We start from the raw sequence: 18637 nt of genomic DNA on the forward strand, positions 1-18637 counted from the left end.
CGCCTATACCGTGCTCAAGCATACCGTGCCCGGCGACATGTGTCTTTTAGGACTTCAAGAGCTTGATGCGTTCTCTGTAAGCGGAGGCGATGTGCGGCGTTGATGGGACCTTCCGGGCATTGCTCTTGAGCAAGTATCCGGCTGCTCCCATCCTGAGGGCGCGCGTCGCTGACGCGTCGCCGGCGTAGGTCGACAGCACAATGATCCTTGTCGCAGGGTCATCGGCAAGAATGGTGGCAATGGCCTCGGCACCGCTCGCCTTTGGCATCTGCATGTCCATCAAGACGACGTCAGGTCTGAGCAGGCTGAACTGATGCGCCGCTTCACCGATAGATCGTCCTCGTTTTCGATGATCGCGCTCAAGCCCTCGCAAACGATCGGGTGATCATCGACCACCAGGACACGGATCATGGATGAGACTCTTATGCCATTGAAGGCAACGCTGGTAGGTCTTTGCCTCGGCCAAAGGGGTGAGACAACTTTAATTCCTTCTGCCAAGCCGTGTCCGGCGCGCGGGGTAGGTGGAAATCATCCGGCCCTCAGCAGGCCGGTGAGTCAGTTTGACATCGCCCGGAATGATGGCGGCGAAGCGCCGCTTCTCGGTAGTTCAGTCGCCAGATTGCTTGTCTCGTTAGCGGCCGTTGCCTCAACCGCCTTCGTTCGTTTAGCGATGCGCAGTGAGGCGCAATCCTCGATATCATCGCGTGCTTTACATCCCGTGGGACCATCTGAACCAGATTTTCCCACGGGAGAGTGATTCAGCCCTGCACGAAGGCGAGCAGATCGGGGTTGATGGTCTCGGCGTTCACCGTGAGCATGCCGTGGGAGTAGCCCTCGTAGATCTTCAGCGTCGCGTTCGGCAGGATTTCGGCCTGCAGTACGCCGGCGTTCTTGTACGGCACGACCTGGTCGTCATCGCCGTGCAGCACGAGAGTGGGGACGGTGATCGCCTTCAGGTCTTCGGTCTGGTCGGTTTCGGAGAAGGCCTTGATGCCGTCGTAATGGGCCTTGGCGCTGCCCATCATGCCCTGGCGCCACCAGTTATCGATGACGGCTGGCTTCACGTCGGCGCCTTCGCGGTTGAAGCCGTAGAAGGGACCGGCGGCGACATCGCGGAAGAACTGCGCGCGGTTGGCGGCAAGACCGGCGCGCAAGCCGTCGAACACCTCGATCGGCAACCCGCCCGGGTAGGCTTCGGTCTTGAGCATGATCGGCGGCACGGCGCTGACCAGCACGGCCTTGGCGACGCGGCCCTGCGGGATGCCGTAGCGCGCGACGTAGGCCGCCACTTCACCGCCGCCGGTCGAGTGACCGATGTGGACGGCGTTGCGAAGGTCGAGGTGCTCCATCACCGCGGCGGCGTCGGCGGCGTAGTGGTCCATGTCGTGCCCCTCGCTGACCTGTGCGGAGCGGCCATGGCCACGGCGGTCATGGGCGACGACGCGGAAGCCCTTGGACAGGAAATACAGCATCTGCGCGTCCCAGTCGTCCGACGAGAGCGGCCAGCCGTGGTGGAAGACGATGGGCTGCGCGTCCTTCGCGCCCCAGTCCTTGTAGAAGATCTCGACGCCGTCAGTGGTGGTTACGTAGGCCATGATGGAAATCCTTCGAAAAGTTTGATCGGGTGAGGCGCGGCTGTCCGGTTCATCGACATCCGTTGACATAATTTCTGACGCCGAACCGACGTTCTGGAAAGTGCTATAAATCTGCATCCATCTTTCGATGAATTCGAAATGTAGCGCTTCGAGTGCCCAGTGGTCCCTGGCCCCGGATTGCCGTCCCGCTCAATTCACCAGACCTGCCTACGATCGGAAATCATCCCTGCGTATGTCTCGCGTAACATCTGAGTAGGAAGCCCCTCTTTACGGCGGCGCCCGCTCAGCGCGGCGTATCGAGCGCGCGGAATGTCGAGGCGAGATGATCGATGAAAGCGCGGACTGCCGGGGGAAGGCCCCGCCGCGTGGTGAAGACCAGATGGACGATGCCGATTTGCCCGCCCCACTCAGGCAGGATGCGAACCAGTCGACCGGCGGCGAGATCGTCTCGGCAGGAATGATCGGGCAGCAGAGCAACGCCGAGGTTTGCCATGGCTGCTTCGCGCAGGGCGGCAAAGTCCTCGCAGGTCATCCGTGGTTCGTGGCGATGATCGATGCCGGTGTTGTCGGGGCCGGCAAGGTGCCATGTGATCTCGCCGATCTCGTCGCTCGAGCCTAACGTCGGCAGCAGCTTCAATCCGTCCATCGTGGCATCCTGCATGCTTGCGGCAAGTGCGGGGCCTGTCACCAGAATGCGCCGTGACTGCCCCAGAGTGCGCATCGTCAGCGAGGCGTCGCTGTCGAGCGTCACGCGGACCCGCAGGGCGACGTCGACACGCTCGGCGATGAGATCGACCGGCCGATCCGTCGCGACGAGCTGCAGCGCGACCTTGGGATAGCGCGCCAGAAACGCGGGCAGGTGGGGCGATAGCACTTCTACCATCCCGCGCGGGCAACTGAAACGGATACGGCCCTGCGGTTCGGCCTGTGCCTGCGCGACGAGCGCTTCGGCCTGCTCGGCCTCTTCCAGCATGGCACGGCAGCGCGCGTAGAACGCCTGCCCGACTTCGGTGACGCGAAAGCGCCGCGAGGAACGCTCGATCAGGCGGGTGCCCAGGCGTTCCTCAAGGGCAGCGATACGGCGGCTGAGCTTCGATTTCGGGGTGCGCAGCGCGCGTCCGGCGGGCGCGAATCCGCCGTGCTTCACCACTTCGGCGAAATAGGCATAGTCGTTGAAGTCAGCCATCGATCGCTACTCATCGTTCCATTAATGGAACGATGAGTAGCGATTTTGCCATCTACAGCCAAGATCGTTCCGGATGCATTTGTCTCTCCAGCGGCAGGCAACGGTGCCGGTCGGAAACGAGAATGGAGATATGACATGGCTTACAGGTTCGAAAACAAGGTCGTCGTCGTCACCGGTGGAACGACCGGGATCGGCCTCGCGACGGCCAAGGCCTTCGCCGACGAAGGCGCATCGGTGTTCATCACCGGGCGCCGCCAGGAGGCGCTCGATGCAGCGGTCAAGGCGATTGGCGGCAAGGTTACCGGCGTTCGGGCGGACATGAGCAAGCTGGCCGATCTCGATCGCCTCTACGATGCCGTTCAGCAGCAGCATTCGGCCATCGACGTGGTCTTCGCCAATGCCGGCGGCGGTGAGTTCGCTCCGCTTGGGGCGATCACCGAGGACCATTACGAAAAGACCTTCGATACCAATGTGAAGGGCGTGCTGTTCACCGTGCAGAAGGCGCTGCCGCTGCTGCGTGACGGGGCCTCGGTGGTGCTGACCGCATCGACCGTGAGCATCTCCGGCACGCCTGCGCTCAGCGTCTACAGCGCCAGCAAGGCGGCGGTGCGCAGCTTTGCCCGCAACTGGATTCTCGACCTTAAGGACCGCGGCATTCGCGTCAATGCGGTCAGCCCCGGCGTTACCGACACGCCCGGCGTCGATGACCTGTTCGGCGGTGGTACGGATGCCGAGAACACCAAGGCCTATCTTGCCGGACTGATCCCTGCCGGGCGCATCGGCCAGCCTTCGGAGATCGCGAGGGCCGTGCTGTTCCTCAGTTCGCAAGAGGCCAGCTTCGTCAACGGCGTCGAACTCTTCGTCGATGGCGGGCAGGTCCAGATCTGACAGAGCCGCTTGCCGGGCCTTCCGCTTCCCAGGTGCCCGCCGGCCGGTTTCGGCGGCGGGCACCGGCTTCGGGCTGGCCGGCCGGCGCCTCGATCATACCTGCGGATGAGGAAGCCACCCGCACGAACGAGGTTCCGCGACCGAATGGCTGGCAGCCTGGCTCCTGCATCGCGGAATATACCCATCGCCAGGCAATATCATCGCGCCATAAGGCGGGGAGCAACACGACATGATCTGGAACATTGCATTGAGAATGGCTGCCATGGTTCTTGCGGGCAGTCCCGTCATGATCGCAGAGGCGGCCTTGGCGGCACCATCCGGCACGACAGTTCATGCAGCGACATCGGATGAGGCTCTGCTCGCCCGGCTGCCGGGTTTCCGTCAGGGCTTTGCCGAGGTAGATGGAGTACGCCTCCATTACGTCGAAGGCGGCGCTGCCAACAGCGGCAAGCCGGCATTGGTACTATTGCCGGGCTGGCCCCAGACTTGGTGGTCCTACCACAAGATCATGCCGCAACTGGCGCGAGACAGGCGGGTGATTGCCGTCGATCTTCGTGGCATGGGGGCATCGAGCAAGCCGGCCGGCGGCTACGACAAGAAGACCATGGCCGCCGACATCGCAGGTCTGGTGCATCAGCTTGGGCTAGGAAAGGTCGATATCGTAGGCCACGATATCGGCTCCATGGTCGCCTACAGCTTTGCCGCGAACCATTCCGACCTTACCGACAAGTTGGTTCTGCTCGATGTCGCGCCGCCCGATGCCGGGCTTGCGACCTGGCCGATGCTGCCCGCCCTTGGTACGTTCGGTGACAAGGTGGGTGATGGCTCTCACGCCTACGTCTGGTGGTTTGCCTATCACCAGGTGCCCGAACTGCACGAGAAGATGGCGGGCGAGGGCCGGATTCGGATGGAACAGGACTGGTTCTTCCATTACCTGACCAAGGACGAAGCGGCGATCGATGCCCTCGATCGCGATGTCTATGCTGCAGCCTATACGCCGCGCGACGCGATCCGTGCCGGCGACGGCTGGTATCAGGCCTTTCCTCAGGACATCGTCGATGACGATGGATATGCCCCGCTTGCCATGCCGGTGCTTGCGCTTGGTGGCCCGGGCTTTGCCTGGCTGCAGGGTGTCCTTGCGAGCAAGGCGCCGAGCGCCAAAGTGCTCAAGGTCGATAGCGGGCACTTCATTCCGGATGAAGTGCCGGACATCCTGGTCGAGCAGATAAAGGCGTTCACACAGTGACGGTGACATGGGGCAGGGGCATATCGCCGCCAGCCTCCACCCATGATCCATGACCTGCCGACGATAGAAGGGTGTTTCAGTTTCGGGTGGCCGAGGTGGCCGCTTTCGCCCATCCGGTCACGCATTGCATCGCGCTGATCTGTTCGATGTCGATCGACCTTTGGATGGGCGAATTCACTCGTGCTCGCGAGACCTTGCCGATCCTGCGCGATTGCGTACGGGCCAATACCCTGGCTCCGTATATCGCGGTCGCGCAGGGCTTCGAGGGTGAACGCGCGCTTGAGTTCGGGCGCCATGCGGAGGCGGTCGAAGCGTTGCCTAGCCGCTGCCACTGCGATGCGCAGATCCTCCGCGTCGCCCAGCCGCACCGTGCCTATCCTGGCTTCGCATGTCTGCCTGGAATGACCGGTTCCGGCAAAAAGTCGCCCTTCAGATTGGTGCGACGTAGCGTGGTCTACCCATGCTGCAGGGCGATCCGAAGTGCGGCGCTTCAATCGCCGCAGGCGTTCATCGGCATGCTGACGTAATCCAGCTTCACATCGGATATGGAGATGGTCAGGGGGCCACTCGTGCTCAGTACGAAAGGCGCGGTGATCGCCGACATGTCCGCGCCGCGACCGGCGAAACACTGCAGCGGCACGGCCATGCGGGCCCATTCGCCCGGCGCCGAGCGTCCAAGGGTCTGACCGATCGGCACGGAGTATGTCTTGCCGCCGCTTTCGATGCCCATTTCCACCGGCACGGCGGCTTTGGCATCGACGCGGTATTCGAAGACGAGGCTGATCTCGCCATTGCTTTCGCGCGAAAGGTCGATGGTGCGGGGTGCTGCCATGGCGACCCGACCGTTGGCCTTGCCGTCCCACGCGAAGCGAAGCGCGTCTTCCTGTGCGCGGCGGTCTACACCGGCCTGAGCAACCATCTGCCGGTCGATGGACCATCCTGCGGGAACGCGGCCCTTGCCGTAGAAGACACCGGGCGTCGCCTCGGCCATCCCGGCGGGACGGGCTTCGTCCAGTGGCGGGACCTTGCCAGGCGCCGCGTAGGACAGGCCGTAACCGAAGGCGAACAGCGGGTCATAGCCTGCGTCACCTCGGTTGAGCACGTATTGGTCGGGCCGCTTGGGCCAGGAGAAGCTGAGCTTGCCCCGGAAGTCGTGCGCGGGTTTGCCGTCCGCGTCCGCGAACAGCACGTCGGCGACGCCGCCACCCTCGCTGCCGGGCAGGAAAGCCGCCACGAACGCGTCGGAGGCATTCATTTCGGCGTTCACCCATAGCGGACGGCCGGAGAGGAACACGGCAACGACCGGAATGCCCGCTGCCTTGAGGCGGCGCAGCATTTCCAGATCGGACTTGTCGCCGGGGCTATATTCCAGGTTGGGAACGTCGCCCTTGAATTCGGCATAAGGCTGCTCGCCGAAGACGACGATGGCGGCGTCCGGCCTGGCGGTGAACTTGCCGTCCGGCGCGTATGTGGCGGTGCCGCCGCCGGCCTTCACGGTCTGCTCGATGCCCTTCCAGATCGAGGTGGCGTTCGGGAAGGCGGAGTTGGGCAGGCCCGCGCCCTGCCAGGTGATCGACCAGCCGCCCGCCTGCTGACTGATGCTGTCCGCGGCCGTGCCTGCCACCAGTATGTTGGCCGTGGGCTTCAGCGGCAGCACGCCGTCGTTCTTGAGCAGAACCATGGATTCGCGCACCGCCTCGCGCGCGATCGCACGGTGCTGCGCAGAAGCGATGACGTCGAACTTGGCCGCGAAGGCGCGCGACGATGGCCGTCCGCGATCGAAGGTTCCGGCGCGCAGCTTCACGCGCAGGATGCGCCGCACCGCATCGTCGAGCCGCGCTGCGGGAATGGTGCCCGCCTTCGCTTCGGCAAGAGTGTTGTCGTAGAGCTGCTTCCAGCCGGGGCCGGAGTACATGAACATGTCGAGCCCGGCGTTGATGGCCTGCGGGCAATCCTCGTTGCTGCAGCTCTTGACCTGCCCGTGGCTGTTCCAGTCGCCGACGACGAAGCCGTCGAAGCCCATGCGCTCCTTCAGGACCCCAGTGAGCAGGCTTTTGTTGCCGCTCATCTTCTCGCCGTTCCAGCTGGAGAAACTGGCCATGACCGATTGCGTGCCCGCCTCGATCGCGGCCGGGTAGCCGCCCAGATGGACGTCGCGCAGCACCGTTTCGGGCACCCTCGTATCGCCCTGATCGCGCCCGCCGGTGCCGCCGTCGCCAAGGAAGTGCTTGGTGGTGGCGATGAGGTGGTTCGGCGCGAGGAAGTCCTTCGTGCCGACCTTGCCCTGCACGCCCTCGATCATGGCACCGGCATAGTCGGCGGCGATCTGGGGTTCCTCGGAATAGCTTTCGTAGGTGCGGCCCCAGCGGTCGTCCTGCACCACCGCGAGGGTCGGCGCGAAAGTCCAGTCGAGCCCGGCGGCGGCGGTTTCCAGTGCGGTCACTTCGCCGATCTGGCGGATCAGGTCGCGGTTCCGCGCGGCGCCAAGGCCGATGTTGTGGGGAAACAGCGTGGCGCCGACGATGTTGTTGTTGCCGTGGACCGAATCCGTGCCCCAGATGATCGGGATCTTCGGGCGGCCGTCGCTGCGGGTCATCGACGCATCGTAGAATTCGTCCGCCAGCTGCAGCCACTTGGCCGGGGAGGCGTATTCGTCGTCATAAGGACCGCTGTTGCCGCCGTTGAGGATCGAGCCCAGCTTGTAGGTCACGACATCGGCCGGCTTGATCGAGCCGATATCGACCTGGATGATCTGGCCGACCTTGTCCTCGATCGACATCGCGGCCAGCAGGGCGTCGATCTTCTTTTCGACCTTCGGATCGCGGCTGGGGCGGGCGCGGACTTTCGGCCATATCGCGGGATTGGCGATCGAAGCTGCGGGCTGGTCGGCTGATGAGGCTTGGGCAAAGGCGGTGCCCGGGATCCCCGTCAGAGTCAGGGCGAGGATCAGGAGGGAGGCGCTCGATCGGTTGGTCTTCATGGTCGCTCCTGTACGCCGTATACTTGCGGCCGCGCATGTGTGGTTTGGAAGGGAAGGGCGCGCATGTCACGCAGCGCGCGCAGGACCGGGCCGGTCATGACCGTCGTGACGACAGCCATGACCACGAGTATCGTGAACATCGACCGGGGCAGGAAACCAAGGTCATACCCGACGTTGAGCACGATCAGCTCCATCAGGCCACGCGTGTTCATCAGCGCGCCGAGGGTGAGGCTTTCGTGATGGGGCAGACCATTAGCGCGCCCGGCGCAGTAGACCGGCACGATCTTGGCCAGCACGGCGATCAGGCAGACCGCAGCCAGCCACGCCAGTTCCGGTCCGGTGGACAGGCCCAGCAGGTTGGTGCGCAGGCCGGTGAAGGTGAAGAAGACCGGCAGGAAGAAGACCAGCACGAACTGCCCGACTTGCGCATTCCATGCCTCCACCAGCGGACGGTGGCGATGAAACAGCAGTCCGGCGGCGAAACCACCGAAGATCGCGAAGATACCCAGCGCGAACGTGCACAGCGCCAGCGTGAAGATCACGATCAGCAGGATCGCCAGGACATGTGGAGGGATAGCGCCATCGCGCAGTGGCAAGCGGGCCACCAGCCGGTCACACAGGGGCGCCGCCACGAAGCGCAGGGCGAACAGGAACAGCGCAAGACCGCCGAGGTGGAGGGCCAGATAAGTCACGGAAAGCTGCGCGGCAGCGAAGGCGGCGATCCCGGCCAGCAGCAACCAGCCGACGACGTCGTTCACGGCCGCCGCGGAAATGGCGACGATGCCGACGTCGCTGCGGGTCAGCCCATATTCGCCCAGGATACGGCCCAGGATCGGCACGGCGGTGATCGCCACCGCGACCCCGCAGAACAGGCTGTAGACGAACGAATCGACACCCGGCGCGAGGCTGGAGGCCGACAGTCGGCCGATGCCGATCCCGGCAAGGAACGGCACGAGGATCGAGGCCACGGCCACGGCGATGGTCGTTCGGTGCAGGCGGGCTGCCTTCAGGCGGCCGAATTCGAACTCGCTGCCGATCTGGAACATCAGCAGGATCAGCCCGATCTGGCTCAGCACCGTGATGGCGGGCTCTGGCTTGGCCCCGAACAGGGAAAGAGAGACGCCGGGAAAGAAATGCCCGAACAGCGACGGGCCAAGCAGCAGCCCGGCGACGATCTCACCCACGACGCCGGGCTGTCCCATACGCCGGAACAGCCCGTGCATCAGCCGCGCCGCGCCGATCATCACGATCAGCTGCAGCAGCACCGTGAACAGCAGCATCTCGCTTTGATGGGTGGAGCCGGTCATGGCGTATCCCCGCGCGCGATCAGGGCCGCGCCGACAGGGCGTCCAGCGTGGCAGTGCCCTTCAGCGCGGTATCCCCGGCAAAGCGGCCGACCACGACAGGATAAGCGCCCGCGTCGACCTTCCAGCCCGGCGCGCTCTCGTCGAAGCGGGCGATCACGCGCGGGTCGACCGTAACGGAGACATGGCGGGTCTCACCCGGAGACAGGCTGACCTTCTCGAAACCGGCAAGGCGGTAGGCGCGGGTTCCGGCTGCGCTTTTCGCCTCGACATAGACCTGCGGGACATCGGCGCCTGCGCGCTTGCCGGTATTGGTGACGTCGAAGCCGACGGTCAGCCCGGCGCCGCCTTCGATCTTCAGATTGGCGTAGCTGAAGCGGGTATAAGTCAGCCCGTAGCCGAAGGGGAACAGCGGTTTGCGCTGCTTCGCGGCGTACCAGCGGTAGCCCACGTCAGCACCTTCCGGGTAATCGACGGTGAAGGGGGCGACGCCGCCGCTCATGCCGTAGATGGTCTTGTCACCGGCCTTGCGGCGCGCATTCGCGGCGTGCAGTTCGGCAAGGCCGGCAGGCTCGCTGCGGGGGGCCTGATCCACGCTTGCGGGGAAGGTGATCGGCAGGCGGCCCGAGGGATCGACTTCGCCCAGCAGGATGCGGGCAATCGCCTCGCCGCCGCGCTGGCCCGGATACCAGGCCGACAGGATGGCGGGTACGCGGTCCACCCAGGGCATCAGCACCGGGCCGCCGCTTTCGAGCACGACCAGCGTTTTCGCATTGGCGGCGGCGACGGCATCGATCAGCGCGTCCTGCTTGTCGGGCAGGGCCATGCTTTCCGGGTCCTGCGCCTCGGTCCGCCAGGCCCAGGCGAAGACGATCGCCATGTCGGCACCGCGAACCGCCCTGGCCGCCGCTTTGGGATCGCTGCCGTCGAGGTAGGTCACGCTGGCCTGCGGCGCCAGCGCCCGGATCGCATGAAGCGGCGAGGACGCGTGCCATGTGATCCGGGCAAAGGAGGCGGCCGCACCTTCGGTCAGGGGAATCTCCACTGGCGCGCCGCCCACCGAGCGGACCTGCGAGGAGCCGCCCCCCGAAAGCACGCCGACATCGGCATGGGCGCCGATCAGGACGATTTTCTTCGCGGTCTTCGCCAGCGGCAGCAGGTTACCCTCGTTCTTGAGCAGGACGATGCCTTCCTCCGCCGCGCGCTGGGCGACCTGCGCATGGGCGGCATAGTCGATCGGCTGGGCGCTGTCAGGCACGGGCCGGTCCATCAGGCCGCTGTCGATCACCCCGAACAGGATGCGCTGGACCATGTCGTCGAGCCGCGCCATCGGCACGCTGCCGTCCTTGACGGCGGCGGCAAGGGCCTTGTCGAAGTACATCGCGTCGTCCAGTTCCTGGCCGGAATCCTGGTCGAGGCCATTGTTTGCGGCCTTTTGCGTCGAATGGACCGCACCCCAGTCGGACATGACCCAGCCCTTGTAGCCCCAGTCCTTCTTGAGGACGGTGTTCAGCAGCCAGTCGTTCTCGCAGGCATAGTCGCCGTTGACCTTGTTGTAGGCGCACATGACCGAGGCGGGCTTGCCGATTTCGGTGGCGATCTGGAACGCGAGCAGGTCGCTTTCGCGCAGGGCCGCCCTATCGATCCGCGCGTCGAGAACGGTGCGGCCGGTCTCCTGCGAATTGAGCGCGAAGTGCTTGATGGTCGAGACGATGGCGTTGCTCTGCACGCCTCTGATATGCGCACCCGCCATGACGCCTGCGAGCAGCGGGTCTTCGCCCAGATATTCGAAGTTGCGGCCGTTCCAGGGGTCGCGGGTAAGGTTGACGCCGCCTGCGAGCAGGATGTTGAAGGTCTTGGCGCGCGCCTCCGCACCGATCATCGCGCCGCCTTCATAGGCCAGGCGCGGGTTGAAGGTGGCGGCAGTGGCGATGCTGGCGGGCAGCGCGGTGGCGACATCGCCCTTGCGCTGCTCGATCTGGTTGGCCACGCCAAGGCTCGCGTCGCTCTCGCGCAAGGTTGGAATGCCAAGCCGGGGGATGCCGGGAACATGCCCGGCGGAGGGGATCATCGCTATCGGCGGCTGCGGCTTTGCAAGCGGCGGGAAATAGCTGTGAACCAGCTGGAGCTTCTCCTCCAGCGTCATCGCCTTGACCAGTGCCTCCGCCCGCGCTTCGGCCCCGGATTCGGACGACGGCTGCGCGGAGGCGGCGGCCTGCTCCTGCGCGAAAACGGGCGCGGCAAGTGATGCTCCGGTCATCAGAGCGGTAAGCAGGACGGCGTGCTTGGGAAATCTCATCGGGAAACCTTGCTGGACGGAACGCGGGTGCGGGCGTGATAATGGTTCAGGAGGGCGCGGTGATCGGGCAGGCCGCCGCGCGCGCCGGCATGGGCCGCGCGCACGCGGGCGAAAACCTCGCGCGCCTGCGCAGCGCCGGGATAGCGCGCGCCGGCAAGGGTGGTCTCGAACCCCATGCCATAGAGGATGTAGTGGTAGCTGGGCGGCAGGAACGTCTCGAGGTCGACCACGAAATCGAACCGCGAGGGCGGGCGACGGCGCCACTGCGCCAGCATGTCGCGCAAGGGCTCGGGAATGGTCGCGGGGTCTGCATTGTCGCGCCAGTAGGCGGTGTCGGTGCGGCGGGTGATGCAGTAGTGGAGCTTGAGGAAATGGACGATCCGCTCGAAGCGCGCGCTCATCAGGCGGTTGAAGCTGCGCACAGCGGCGTCACGGGCATCGCGGTCGGCGCCTGCGAGAAGATCCGGACCCAGGAAATCGCCGACCATCCGCAGCGCCGCTTCGATCAGCATGATGCCGGTCGATTCCAGCGGTTCGAAGAACCCGGCCGACAGGCCCACGGCCACGCAGTTGCCGATCCACTGTTGCTGCCGATAACCGGTTTCGAAGCGTAGCTGGCGCGGGTTCAACGCATCCCCTTGCGGGCCGACATAACGGCGCAGCGTCGCCTCGGCTTCATCGTCCGAACAATGGCGGCTGGAATAGACGTAGCCGATGCCGCGCCGCTCGGTCAGGCCGATGTCCCAGGTCCATCCCGCCTCGTGCGCCGTTGCCAGCGTATAGGGGCGTACCGGGGCGTCCGGCCGATCATAGGGCACCTGCATCGCCAATGCGCGGTCGTTGAACAGGCTGTCGCTGCACGAGGTGAAGTCCGCGCCTAGCGTCTGCCCGATCAAGAGGGCGCGAAAGCCCGAGCAATCGAGGAAGAAATCACCCTCGACGATGCGCCCGTCGGTCAATTCCAGCGCGGCGATATCGCCGTCGGCCTTGCGCTGGACATTGCCGACAGTGCCTTCGATCCGCACGACCCCGGCGGCGATGGAGATGTCGCGCAAGTAGTCGGCAAAGCGGGCGGCGTCGAAATGATAGGCGTAGTTCATCGGTCCGGAGAAGTCGGGGTCTTCGGGCCGCTTGGGCGCGCGCCCCGCGCGGATCACCTGCTCCTGTACGGTGGCGGCATCGGCCCAGGCGGCGCGCTGCGGGCTGGTATCGGCCAGCCAGTGGGGCAGGAGCGCTTCGTCCTCGCCGCCGATGGGCATGTTGAAGGGGTGGAAATAGCTGTCGGTGCCGGTCGCCCAGCCCTCGAACAGGACGCCCTGCTTGAAGGTGGCATCGGCGCGGACCAGAAACTCCGCCTCGCTGATGCCCAGCCCGGCCAGCGTCGAGCGGATCGTCGGGAACGTGCCTTCCCCCACGCCGATGATGCCGATCTCGCTGGATTCCACCAGCGTGATGCCGGTCATCCCCAGCGTGCGGGAAAGATAGGCGGCGGCCAGCCATCCGGCCGTGCCGCCGCCCAGTATGACGACACGAGGTATGACGACACGACCGGAGGGGGGATTGTCGATCGTCATACCTTGCGCCTCTTCAGTTGAGGGTCGTCAGTTCAGGGTCAGAAGTTCGCGCGGGCGCGGACACCCCAGGTGCGGGGCGGCTGGAGGTTGGACAGGAACACCGGATCGTAGCGCGGTGCCCCGAATGCCCCGGCACCCGTGCGGATCTTGCCGTTCTCGATGTTCTGGACGAAGGCCTCCACCGTGTAGTTCTGGTCCGCCGACGTGAAGCGCAGCGAGGCGTCCGAACGGAAGTAGGCCTTCTGGCGGTCCCAGTCGGTGCCGTTGGTGCCGCGACCGGGCATGTTGTCGGCCGGGTCGTTGGCGTTGACGAAGGGATTGGCGTCGCCGTTGAAGTAGCTCAGCCAGCTCTTGGTCTCGTAGTGCGTGGTGAAACGCGGGGTGATCGTCGCGCCGCTCGCCAGTTCGAAGTCATGTTCGTAGCTGACGCTCGCCGAAAAGCGCGGTGCGTGGGCGAGTTCATTGCCCCTGAGCTGCACGATCGAGGACGCCTTGCCGCCGTCGTAGAGCCGTCCATCGACGCTTTCCAGATCGTCCAGCTTGGTCTTCTGGACCGTGCCGGAGAACTGCAGGCGATCGGCGGGGGTGAAGTTGGCAGTGAGTTCCGCTTCGAGACCATAAGCCTTCGCGCCCTTGGCGTTCTGCGTCACGATCTGGCTGCGCACCACGTTGCCTTCGTCGTCGCGGAAGGTGACGGCCTGGTTGACCTGGTATCCCTTGAAGTCGGAATAATAGGCCGCCAGGTTCAGCGTCACGCGGCGATCGAGGAAGCGGGTTTTCAGGCCGACTTCGTAGTTGGTCAGGGTTTCGGGGTTGGTAAGGCCCGCGTTATCCTGGATGTTGCCCGACTTGAAGCCGGTCGAGATGCTGGCATAGCCCAGGGTATCGGCGGCAAGGTCGGCATCGACGCGGGCCAGATAAGTCAGCTTGTTCCACTTGCCCTTCACGTCGTTGTTCGAGATCGAGAAGCCGGGCAGCAGGTCGACCAGTTCCGCGGCGGTGGCGCCGGGATAGGCGCCGAAGATGCCGCCCTGGCAGGCGCCGCCGGGCGCCGAATCCGCCGCCGAGCAACCGTCGCCGGAGAACGTGACGTTGCGGCCGCCGATGTCCTGCTTCTTGTCGGAGGTATAGCGCAGGCCGCCGGTCACGCGCAGCCAGTCGGTGGCATGCCATACGGCCTGGCCGAACGCGGCGCGGCTGTCGATCTGGCGGTTGACCTGGATGAAGCTGCCCGCCCAGCTGAAGGTGCCGTCGCGGTAACCGTTGCGCTGGTCGATATCGAAGCGGATTTTGTTCTTTTCGTGGCTGTAGTAAGCCCCCAGGATCCAGTCCACGGCCTGCTCGCCGGTGGATTTCAGCTGGACCTCGTGGCTCTGGAAATCATAGCGCGAGGACAGCGTACGGTTTTCGTTGAAGGCGCCCAGCGGCAGGTCGTTGCCGTCGGCGTCCACCTGACCGGTCGGCGGCAGCGCGCCTGCATCGGCATCGGTCTGGGTGCTGCCGCCGATGCGCGACCAGCCGGCGATGTAGCTCAGCTGGATGCCGTCGGTCAGGTCGTAGTTCATCGCGGAGCGCACCGCGACCGAATAGCGGTTGGTATCGGGCGCGGTGTCGGACAGCGTCGACCAGCGCTTGGTGCCCGCGCGCGGGGTCTGCAGCAGACCGATCACCGGCGCGCCGTTGTCCAGGAAGCCCTCGGCCGAAAGATTCCAGCTGAACTTGTCGCTCGGCTGCCACAGCATCGAGACGCGGCCCGATTGCTGGTCGGCGGCGTAGTACTTCTTGCCGCTGGTGACGAAGGCCGACTTGTTGATGCCGGTGATATCCGGAGCGGGCTGGTACGAGGCATAGCCGTCATGCCGGTCGCTGACGAAGGCGACGCGGAAGGCCAGGGTATCTGTCACCGGGATGTTGATCGCGCCGCGCACGCCGAAGCGGTCGTAATTGCCGGCGGTCAGTTCCACGCTGCCTTCGAACTTGCCGAGCTTGGGCTTGGCCGAGATCAGGCTGAGCGCGCCCACGGTGGCGTTGCGGCCGAACAGCGTGCCCTGGGGCCCGCGCAGCACTTCGACGCGCTCCATGTCGTACATCAGCACCGAGGCGCCCTGCGAACGGGGCGAGTAGATCCCGTCGATGTAGATGGCGACTTCGGGGTCGGCGACTTCGGTATAGGCACTGTCGTTGCCGATGCCGCGCAGGGTCAGCAAGACCGCAGACTGGTCGCCCTGCTGGTTGAACTGGAGCGAGGGCACGAAGCGGGCGAGGTCGGTGACGTCCTTCACCTGGTTCTTGTTCAGCGTGTCCTGGCTGAAGGCCGAAACCGCGATCGGGGTCGATTGCAGCGTGGTTTCGCGGCGGGTCGCGGTGACGATGATGTCGTTGTCGGATGCGGCTTGCGGGGCTGCCTGCGGCGCGGCGGCGTCCTGTGCATGCGCTGCGGATACGGAAAATAGGCAAGTCGCAAGCGCTGTGCTCGCGACGAGTGCGTGCCTCGTCATGATCATCCTCCCAGATGCGTCGTGTTTGTGAGGGTGCAAAGACCAAATCCTGACATCGTTGTCAACACGCGATTTGACAACGATGTCAAAAATCGTGCCTTATCCCTTTCCGGCTTTTGCAATGGTGCGAAGGGTATTCTAGATGACGGTCATGACCGTTTCGCCAGCGTCGATTTCACCGTTAGCATCGCCGGAATTCGCGGCGAAGCGGCTGTTCCGGCTGTCGATCGGGGTGTTCTTCATCGGCGGTTTTCTCAGTTCGGCGGTCAGCCTGCTGGTGCCGCAACTCAAGGCGGTCCTGGCGCTGGATTACAAGGGCGCGCTGCTGATCCAGCTGGCGTTTCATTCCAGCTATCTGTTCTTCGCGCTGCCCGCCGCGCTGGCCGTGGTGCGAATCGGCTATATGCGGGCGATCGCCTTCGGACTGTCAGTCATGACCGCCGGCTGCCTGGCTCTGGCGGTCGCGCAGGGCGCACGCCAGTTCGCGCTGGTGCTGGGCGCCCTGCTGCTGCTTTCGGCCGGACAGACGGTGCTCCAGATTGCTTCCAACACCGTGGTCACCGTGATCGGTCCTTCGCGCGGGGCGGCATTCCGGCTGACGCTGCTGCAGGGGTTCAATTCGCTCGGCACGGTGATGGGGCCGCTTTTGAGCGCGCCGTTCCTCCTCGCGCAAGCCGGTCCGGGCGAGGAGGCGGCGGTCAGGGCATCCTTGCCTTTCGTGGTTTCGGGGGCAGTTCTGGCAGCGCTGTCCACGGCGTATCTGGCGCATCGCGGATTGCTGGGTGACGCCGCCGGCACGGCGCAGGGACTGCCGCTGCGACGGCGCCGCCAGATTTTCGCGGTGCTGCGCGATCCGCGCCTGCTATGGGGCACTTTCGCCATCTTCGTCTATGTCGGCGCGGAAGTGACGATCGGGACATTGATGACCAACGTATTGATGCTGCCCGAGCGGCTGTCGATTTCTCCCGTCAGCGCCGGACGGCTGGTGAGCCTGTACTGGGCCGGGGCGATGGTGGGCCGCTTTGCCGGGGCCTGGTTGATGACCCGGATGGGCGAAGCGGCACTGCTGCTTTATGCGGCGCTGGGGGCGGTCCTGCTGACGTGCGCCGCGATCGTCCTGCCGGGCGTGGCCGGATCCGCCGCCCTGATCGCGATGGGGCTGTGCAACGCGATCATGTATCCGACGATCTATGCGATGGCGATGCCGCGCGAGGCCCGCCTTGCTCCGCTGGCCTCGATGTGGCTGTGCATGGCGGTGGTGGGCGGCGCCGTGGTGCCGATGCTGACCGGAGTGCTCGCCGATGCGATCGGCCTTTTGCCGGCGCTGCTGCTACCGGCACTGTGCTACGTCGCGATTGCGGTATTCGCCGCATTCTGCGCCGCCCCTCGCGAGATTCCGGCATGAGCGTGATCACCATCAAGGACGTTGCCGCCAAGGCCGGAGTCTCGGCCAAAACCGTCTCGCGCGTGATCAACGGCGAGGCGCATGTCCGCCCGGAACTGCGCGAGCGGGTGGAGCAGGTGGTCGCCGAACTCGATTACCGGCCCAATGCCTTTGCACGCAGCCTGTCGAGTTCGCGTTCCTACTTGCTTGGCCTGTTCATCGACGATCCGGTGTCCGGCTATGCGGCCGACGTCCAGCACGGCGCGCTGATGCGCTGCCGCGAGCGCAGCTATCACCTTGTCGTCGAGCCGGTCGACCTTGGCGGTGCGGACTGGGCGGGTCAGGTGCGCTCCAGCATTGCCGCGCTGCGCCTCGACGGGGCTATCGTCGCCCCGCCCATCTGTGACGAAGCCGCGCTGACCGCCCTGTTCGCCGAGGCAGGCTTGCCCATGGTCCTCGTCGCGCCAAGCTCGAAGGCCGCGGCGTCGGGCAGCGTGCGCATGGACGACCGCAGCGCCGCGCGCGAGATGACCGATTACCTGCTTGGTCTGGGGCACCGCCGCATCGCCTTCATCCAGGGACCGGAAAGCCACCGGTCCTCGGCCCGGCGCGAGGACGGGTATCGCGAGGCGATGGCGAAAGCCGGTATCGCCGTGGACGAAAGCACCGTGCTGCGCGGCGATTTCACCTTCCGCGCCGGTCTGGAACTGGGCGAGCGGCTGCTTTCGGGTCTGCCGCGCCCGACCGCCATTTTCGCGGCCAACGACGACATGGCGCTGGGCGCTCTCATCACTGCGATGAAGCTGGGCATCGCCGTGCCGGAGGCGCTGTCGATCTGCGGCTTCGACGATTCCGCGTCGTCCCGCGCCGCCTGGCCGCAGCTCACCACGATCCGGCAACCCAAGGCGGAAATGGCCGGCGCGGCAGTCGATATATTGGTGAATCCGCAGTTCAGGAAACAGGCAGGCGGTGCGCAGTCGCATCTGCTCCTGCCCCACGAACTGATCATCCGGGGCAGCACTGCAATCGCGCCGGCAAGGTAGCGGCGTTTCTGGCGCAGAGCAGGTGATCCCTGCCGCAAGCGGCCTCGAGATGCCGCGATGCTGTGCCGGAGCGGCGATTGCGAATCGTCGGGCCGGGGCGCGGAGCCGATCGCCTTGCCCCGCGCCGAGTTGGCCGGGTCCGCGCCGGTCCGATCAGCCCGGCGGGGCGCAATGCTGCGTCGACCCGATACGTGGGCATGACAGTCGAGGCGATCTTGGTAGCGCCCGGCTGGGCGTCCCCGATCAGGCGATTGACCCATAAGTTGGCGACGCGCACTTCAAGCCGGTTGGTCCCGCGCCGGACCACCGCGCCGATATCGACCCGGTAAGGCGAATGCCACAAGGTGCCGATGAAGCGGCCGTTGACGCGGACCTCTGCCAGGTCTCCGACTTGCCCGAGATCGAGCAGCAGCGGTGCGCCGGGCTTGTAGCCGGCGGGCGCCGCAAACGTCTTGCCGTAAGTGGCGATACCCGAGAAATAACGGATACCGGGGTCCACCTGTTCGTTGAGCGGGGCCAGCGCGGGCAGGCTCGCGGCCTTTGGCGCACCGCGTTCCGCCTCGAACGCCACTTCCCAGGCGCCGTCGAGACGCGCAGCCAGTCTCGGCACCGCATGAGCGACGGCCCGGAGACACCTCCA

At 65.4% G+C, this 18637-nt stretch carries 15 protein-coding genes; 5 read left to right on the forward strand and 10 right to left on the reverse strand.

The window, feature by feature from the left end; genetic code table 11:
• Window positions 1-46: 46 nt before the first annotated feature.
• From HWN72_RS30950 to HWN72_RS03545, 4 genes are all read right to left on the reverse strand, one after another.
• Window positions 47-280, reverse strand: coding sequence for a response regulator (locus tag HWN72_RS30950; protein ID WP_309141548.1), 234 nt, complete (start codon window positions 278-280; stop codon window positions 47-49).
• Entirely contained in the window at window positions 280-411 is a 132-nt protein-coding gene (locus tag HWN72_RS31560) for a hypothetical protein (protein WP_256434541.1), read from the reverse strand. Before HWN72_RS31560 ends, HWN72_RS30950 begins: the two co-directional genes overlap by 1 nt.
• A gap of 347 nt (window positions 412-758) precedes the next feature.
• Window positions 759-1595, reverse strand: coding sequence for an alpha/beta fold hydrolase (locus tag HWN72_RS03540; protein ID WP_036529226.1), 837 nt, complete (start codon window positions 1593-1595; stop codon window positions 759-761).
• A 283-nt stretch (window positions 1596-1878) separates the two neighbouring features.
• Window positions 1879-2781, reverse strand: a complete 903-nt coding sequence (locus HWN72_RS03545; RefSeq protein WP_008828602.1) for a LysR substrate-binding domain-containing protein — start codon at window positions 2779-2781, stop codon at window positions 1879-1881.
• 135 nt (window positions 2782-2916) lie between these two features.
• Between HWN72_RS03545 and HWN72_RS03550 the strand changes: the two genes are divergently transcribed.
• The 3 genes from HWN72_RS03550 (at window position 2917) to HWN72_RS03560 (ending at window position 5442) form a co-directional block, all read left to right on the forward strand.
• Window positions 2917-3669, forward strand: coding sequence for an SDR family NAD(P)-dependent oxidoreductase (locus HWN72_RS03550; protein WP_008828601.1), 753 nt, complete (start codon window positions 2917-2919; stop codon window positions 3667-3669).
• A gap of 253 nt (window positions 3670-3922) precedes the next feature.
• Entirely contained in the window at window positions 3923-4915 is a 993-nt protein-coding gene (locus HWN72_RS03555; RefSeq protein ID WP_155986448.1) for an alpha/beta hydrolase, read from the forward strand.
• Between the two features lie 86 nt (window positions 4916-5001).
• Window positions 5002-5442 (forward strand): hypothetical protein, encoded by a 441-nt coding sequence (locus tag HWN72_RS03560; protein WP_036529245.1) that lies wholly within the window; start codon window positions 5002-5004, stop codon window positions 5440-5442.
• Here HWN72_RS03560 and HWN72_RS03565 read toward each other — a convergent pair.
• The 5 genes from HWN72_RS03565 to HWN72_RS03585 are packed head-to-tail and all read right to left on the reverse strand — an operon-like array spanning window position 5406 to window position 15570.
• On the reverse strand, window positions 5406-7895 hold the full coding sequence (locus HWN72_RS03565) for an exo 1,3/1,4-beta-D-glucan glucohydrolase (RefSeq protein WP_211149861.1): 2490 nt from the start codon (window positions 7893-7895) through the stop codon (window positions 5406-5408). The genes HWN72_RS03560 and HWN72_RS03565 overlap by 37 nt on opposite strands.
• Window positions 7892-9202, reverse strand: coding sequence for a cation:proton antiporter (locus HWN72_RS03570; RefSeq protein WP_211149862.1), 1311 nt, complete (start codon window positions 9200-9202; stop codon window positions 7892-7894). Before HWN72_RS03570 ends, HWN72_RS03565 begins: the two co-directional genes overlap by 4 nt.
• A gap of 19 nt (window positions 9203-9221) precedes the next feature.
• Window positions 9222-11498, reverse strand: coding sequence for a beta-glucosidase (locus HWN72_RS03575; protein WP_211149863.1), 2277 nt, complete (start codon window positions 11496-11498; stop codon window positions 9222-9224).
• Window positions 11495-13072: a tryptophan halogenase family protein gene (locus HWN72_RS03580; RefSeq protein WP_211149864.1), complete on the reverse strand. Its 1578-nt coding sequence runs from the start codon at window positions 13070-13072 to the stop codon at window positions 11495-11497. The genes HWN72_RS03575 and HWN72_RS03580 overlap by 4 nt, the downstream gene beginning before the upstream one ends.
• A 38-nt stretch (window positions 13073-13110) precedes the next feature.
• A complete protein-coding gene (locus tag HWN72_RS03585; RefSeq protein WP_211149865.1) occupies window positions 13111-15570 on the reverse strand; it encodes a TonB-dependent receptor in 2460 nt (819 codons plus the stop codon).
• 142 nt (window positions 15571-15712) lie between these two features.
• Here HWN72_RS03585 and HWN72_RS03590 point away from each other — a divergent pair, with 142 nt between their 5' ends.
• A complete protein-coding gene (locus tag HWN72_RS03590) occupies window positions 15713-16975 on the forward strand; it encodes an MFS transporter (protein WP_211149866.1) in 1263 nt (420 codons plus the stop codon).
• A complete protein-coding gene (locus HWN72_RS03595; protein WP_036529260.1) occupies window positions 16972-17997 on the forward strand; it encodes a LacI family DNA-binding transcriptional regulator in 1026 nt (341 codons plus the stop codon). The genes HWN72_RS03590 and HWN72_RS03595 overlap by 4 nt, the downstream gene beginning before the upstream one ends.
• Here HWN72_RS03595 and HWN72_RS03600 read toward each other — a convergent pair.
• On the reverse strand, window positions 17960-18607 hold the full coding sequence (locus tag HWN72_RS03600) for a glycosylhydrolase-like jelly roll fold domain-containing protein (protein ID WP_211149867.1): 648 nt from the start codon (window positions 18605-18607) through the stop codon (window positions 17960-17962). The genes HWN72_RS03595 and HWN72_RS03600 overlap by 38 nt on opposite strands.
• Window positions 18608-18637 lie beyond the last annotated feature (30 nt).

This window comes from Novosphingobium sp. HR1a, from assembly GCF_015594425.1.
Lineage (GTDB): Bacteria > Pseudomonadota > Alphaproteobacteria > Sphingomonadales > Sphingomonadaceae > Novosphingobium > Novosphingobium resinovorum_A.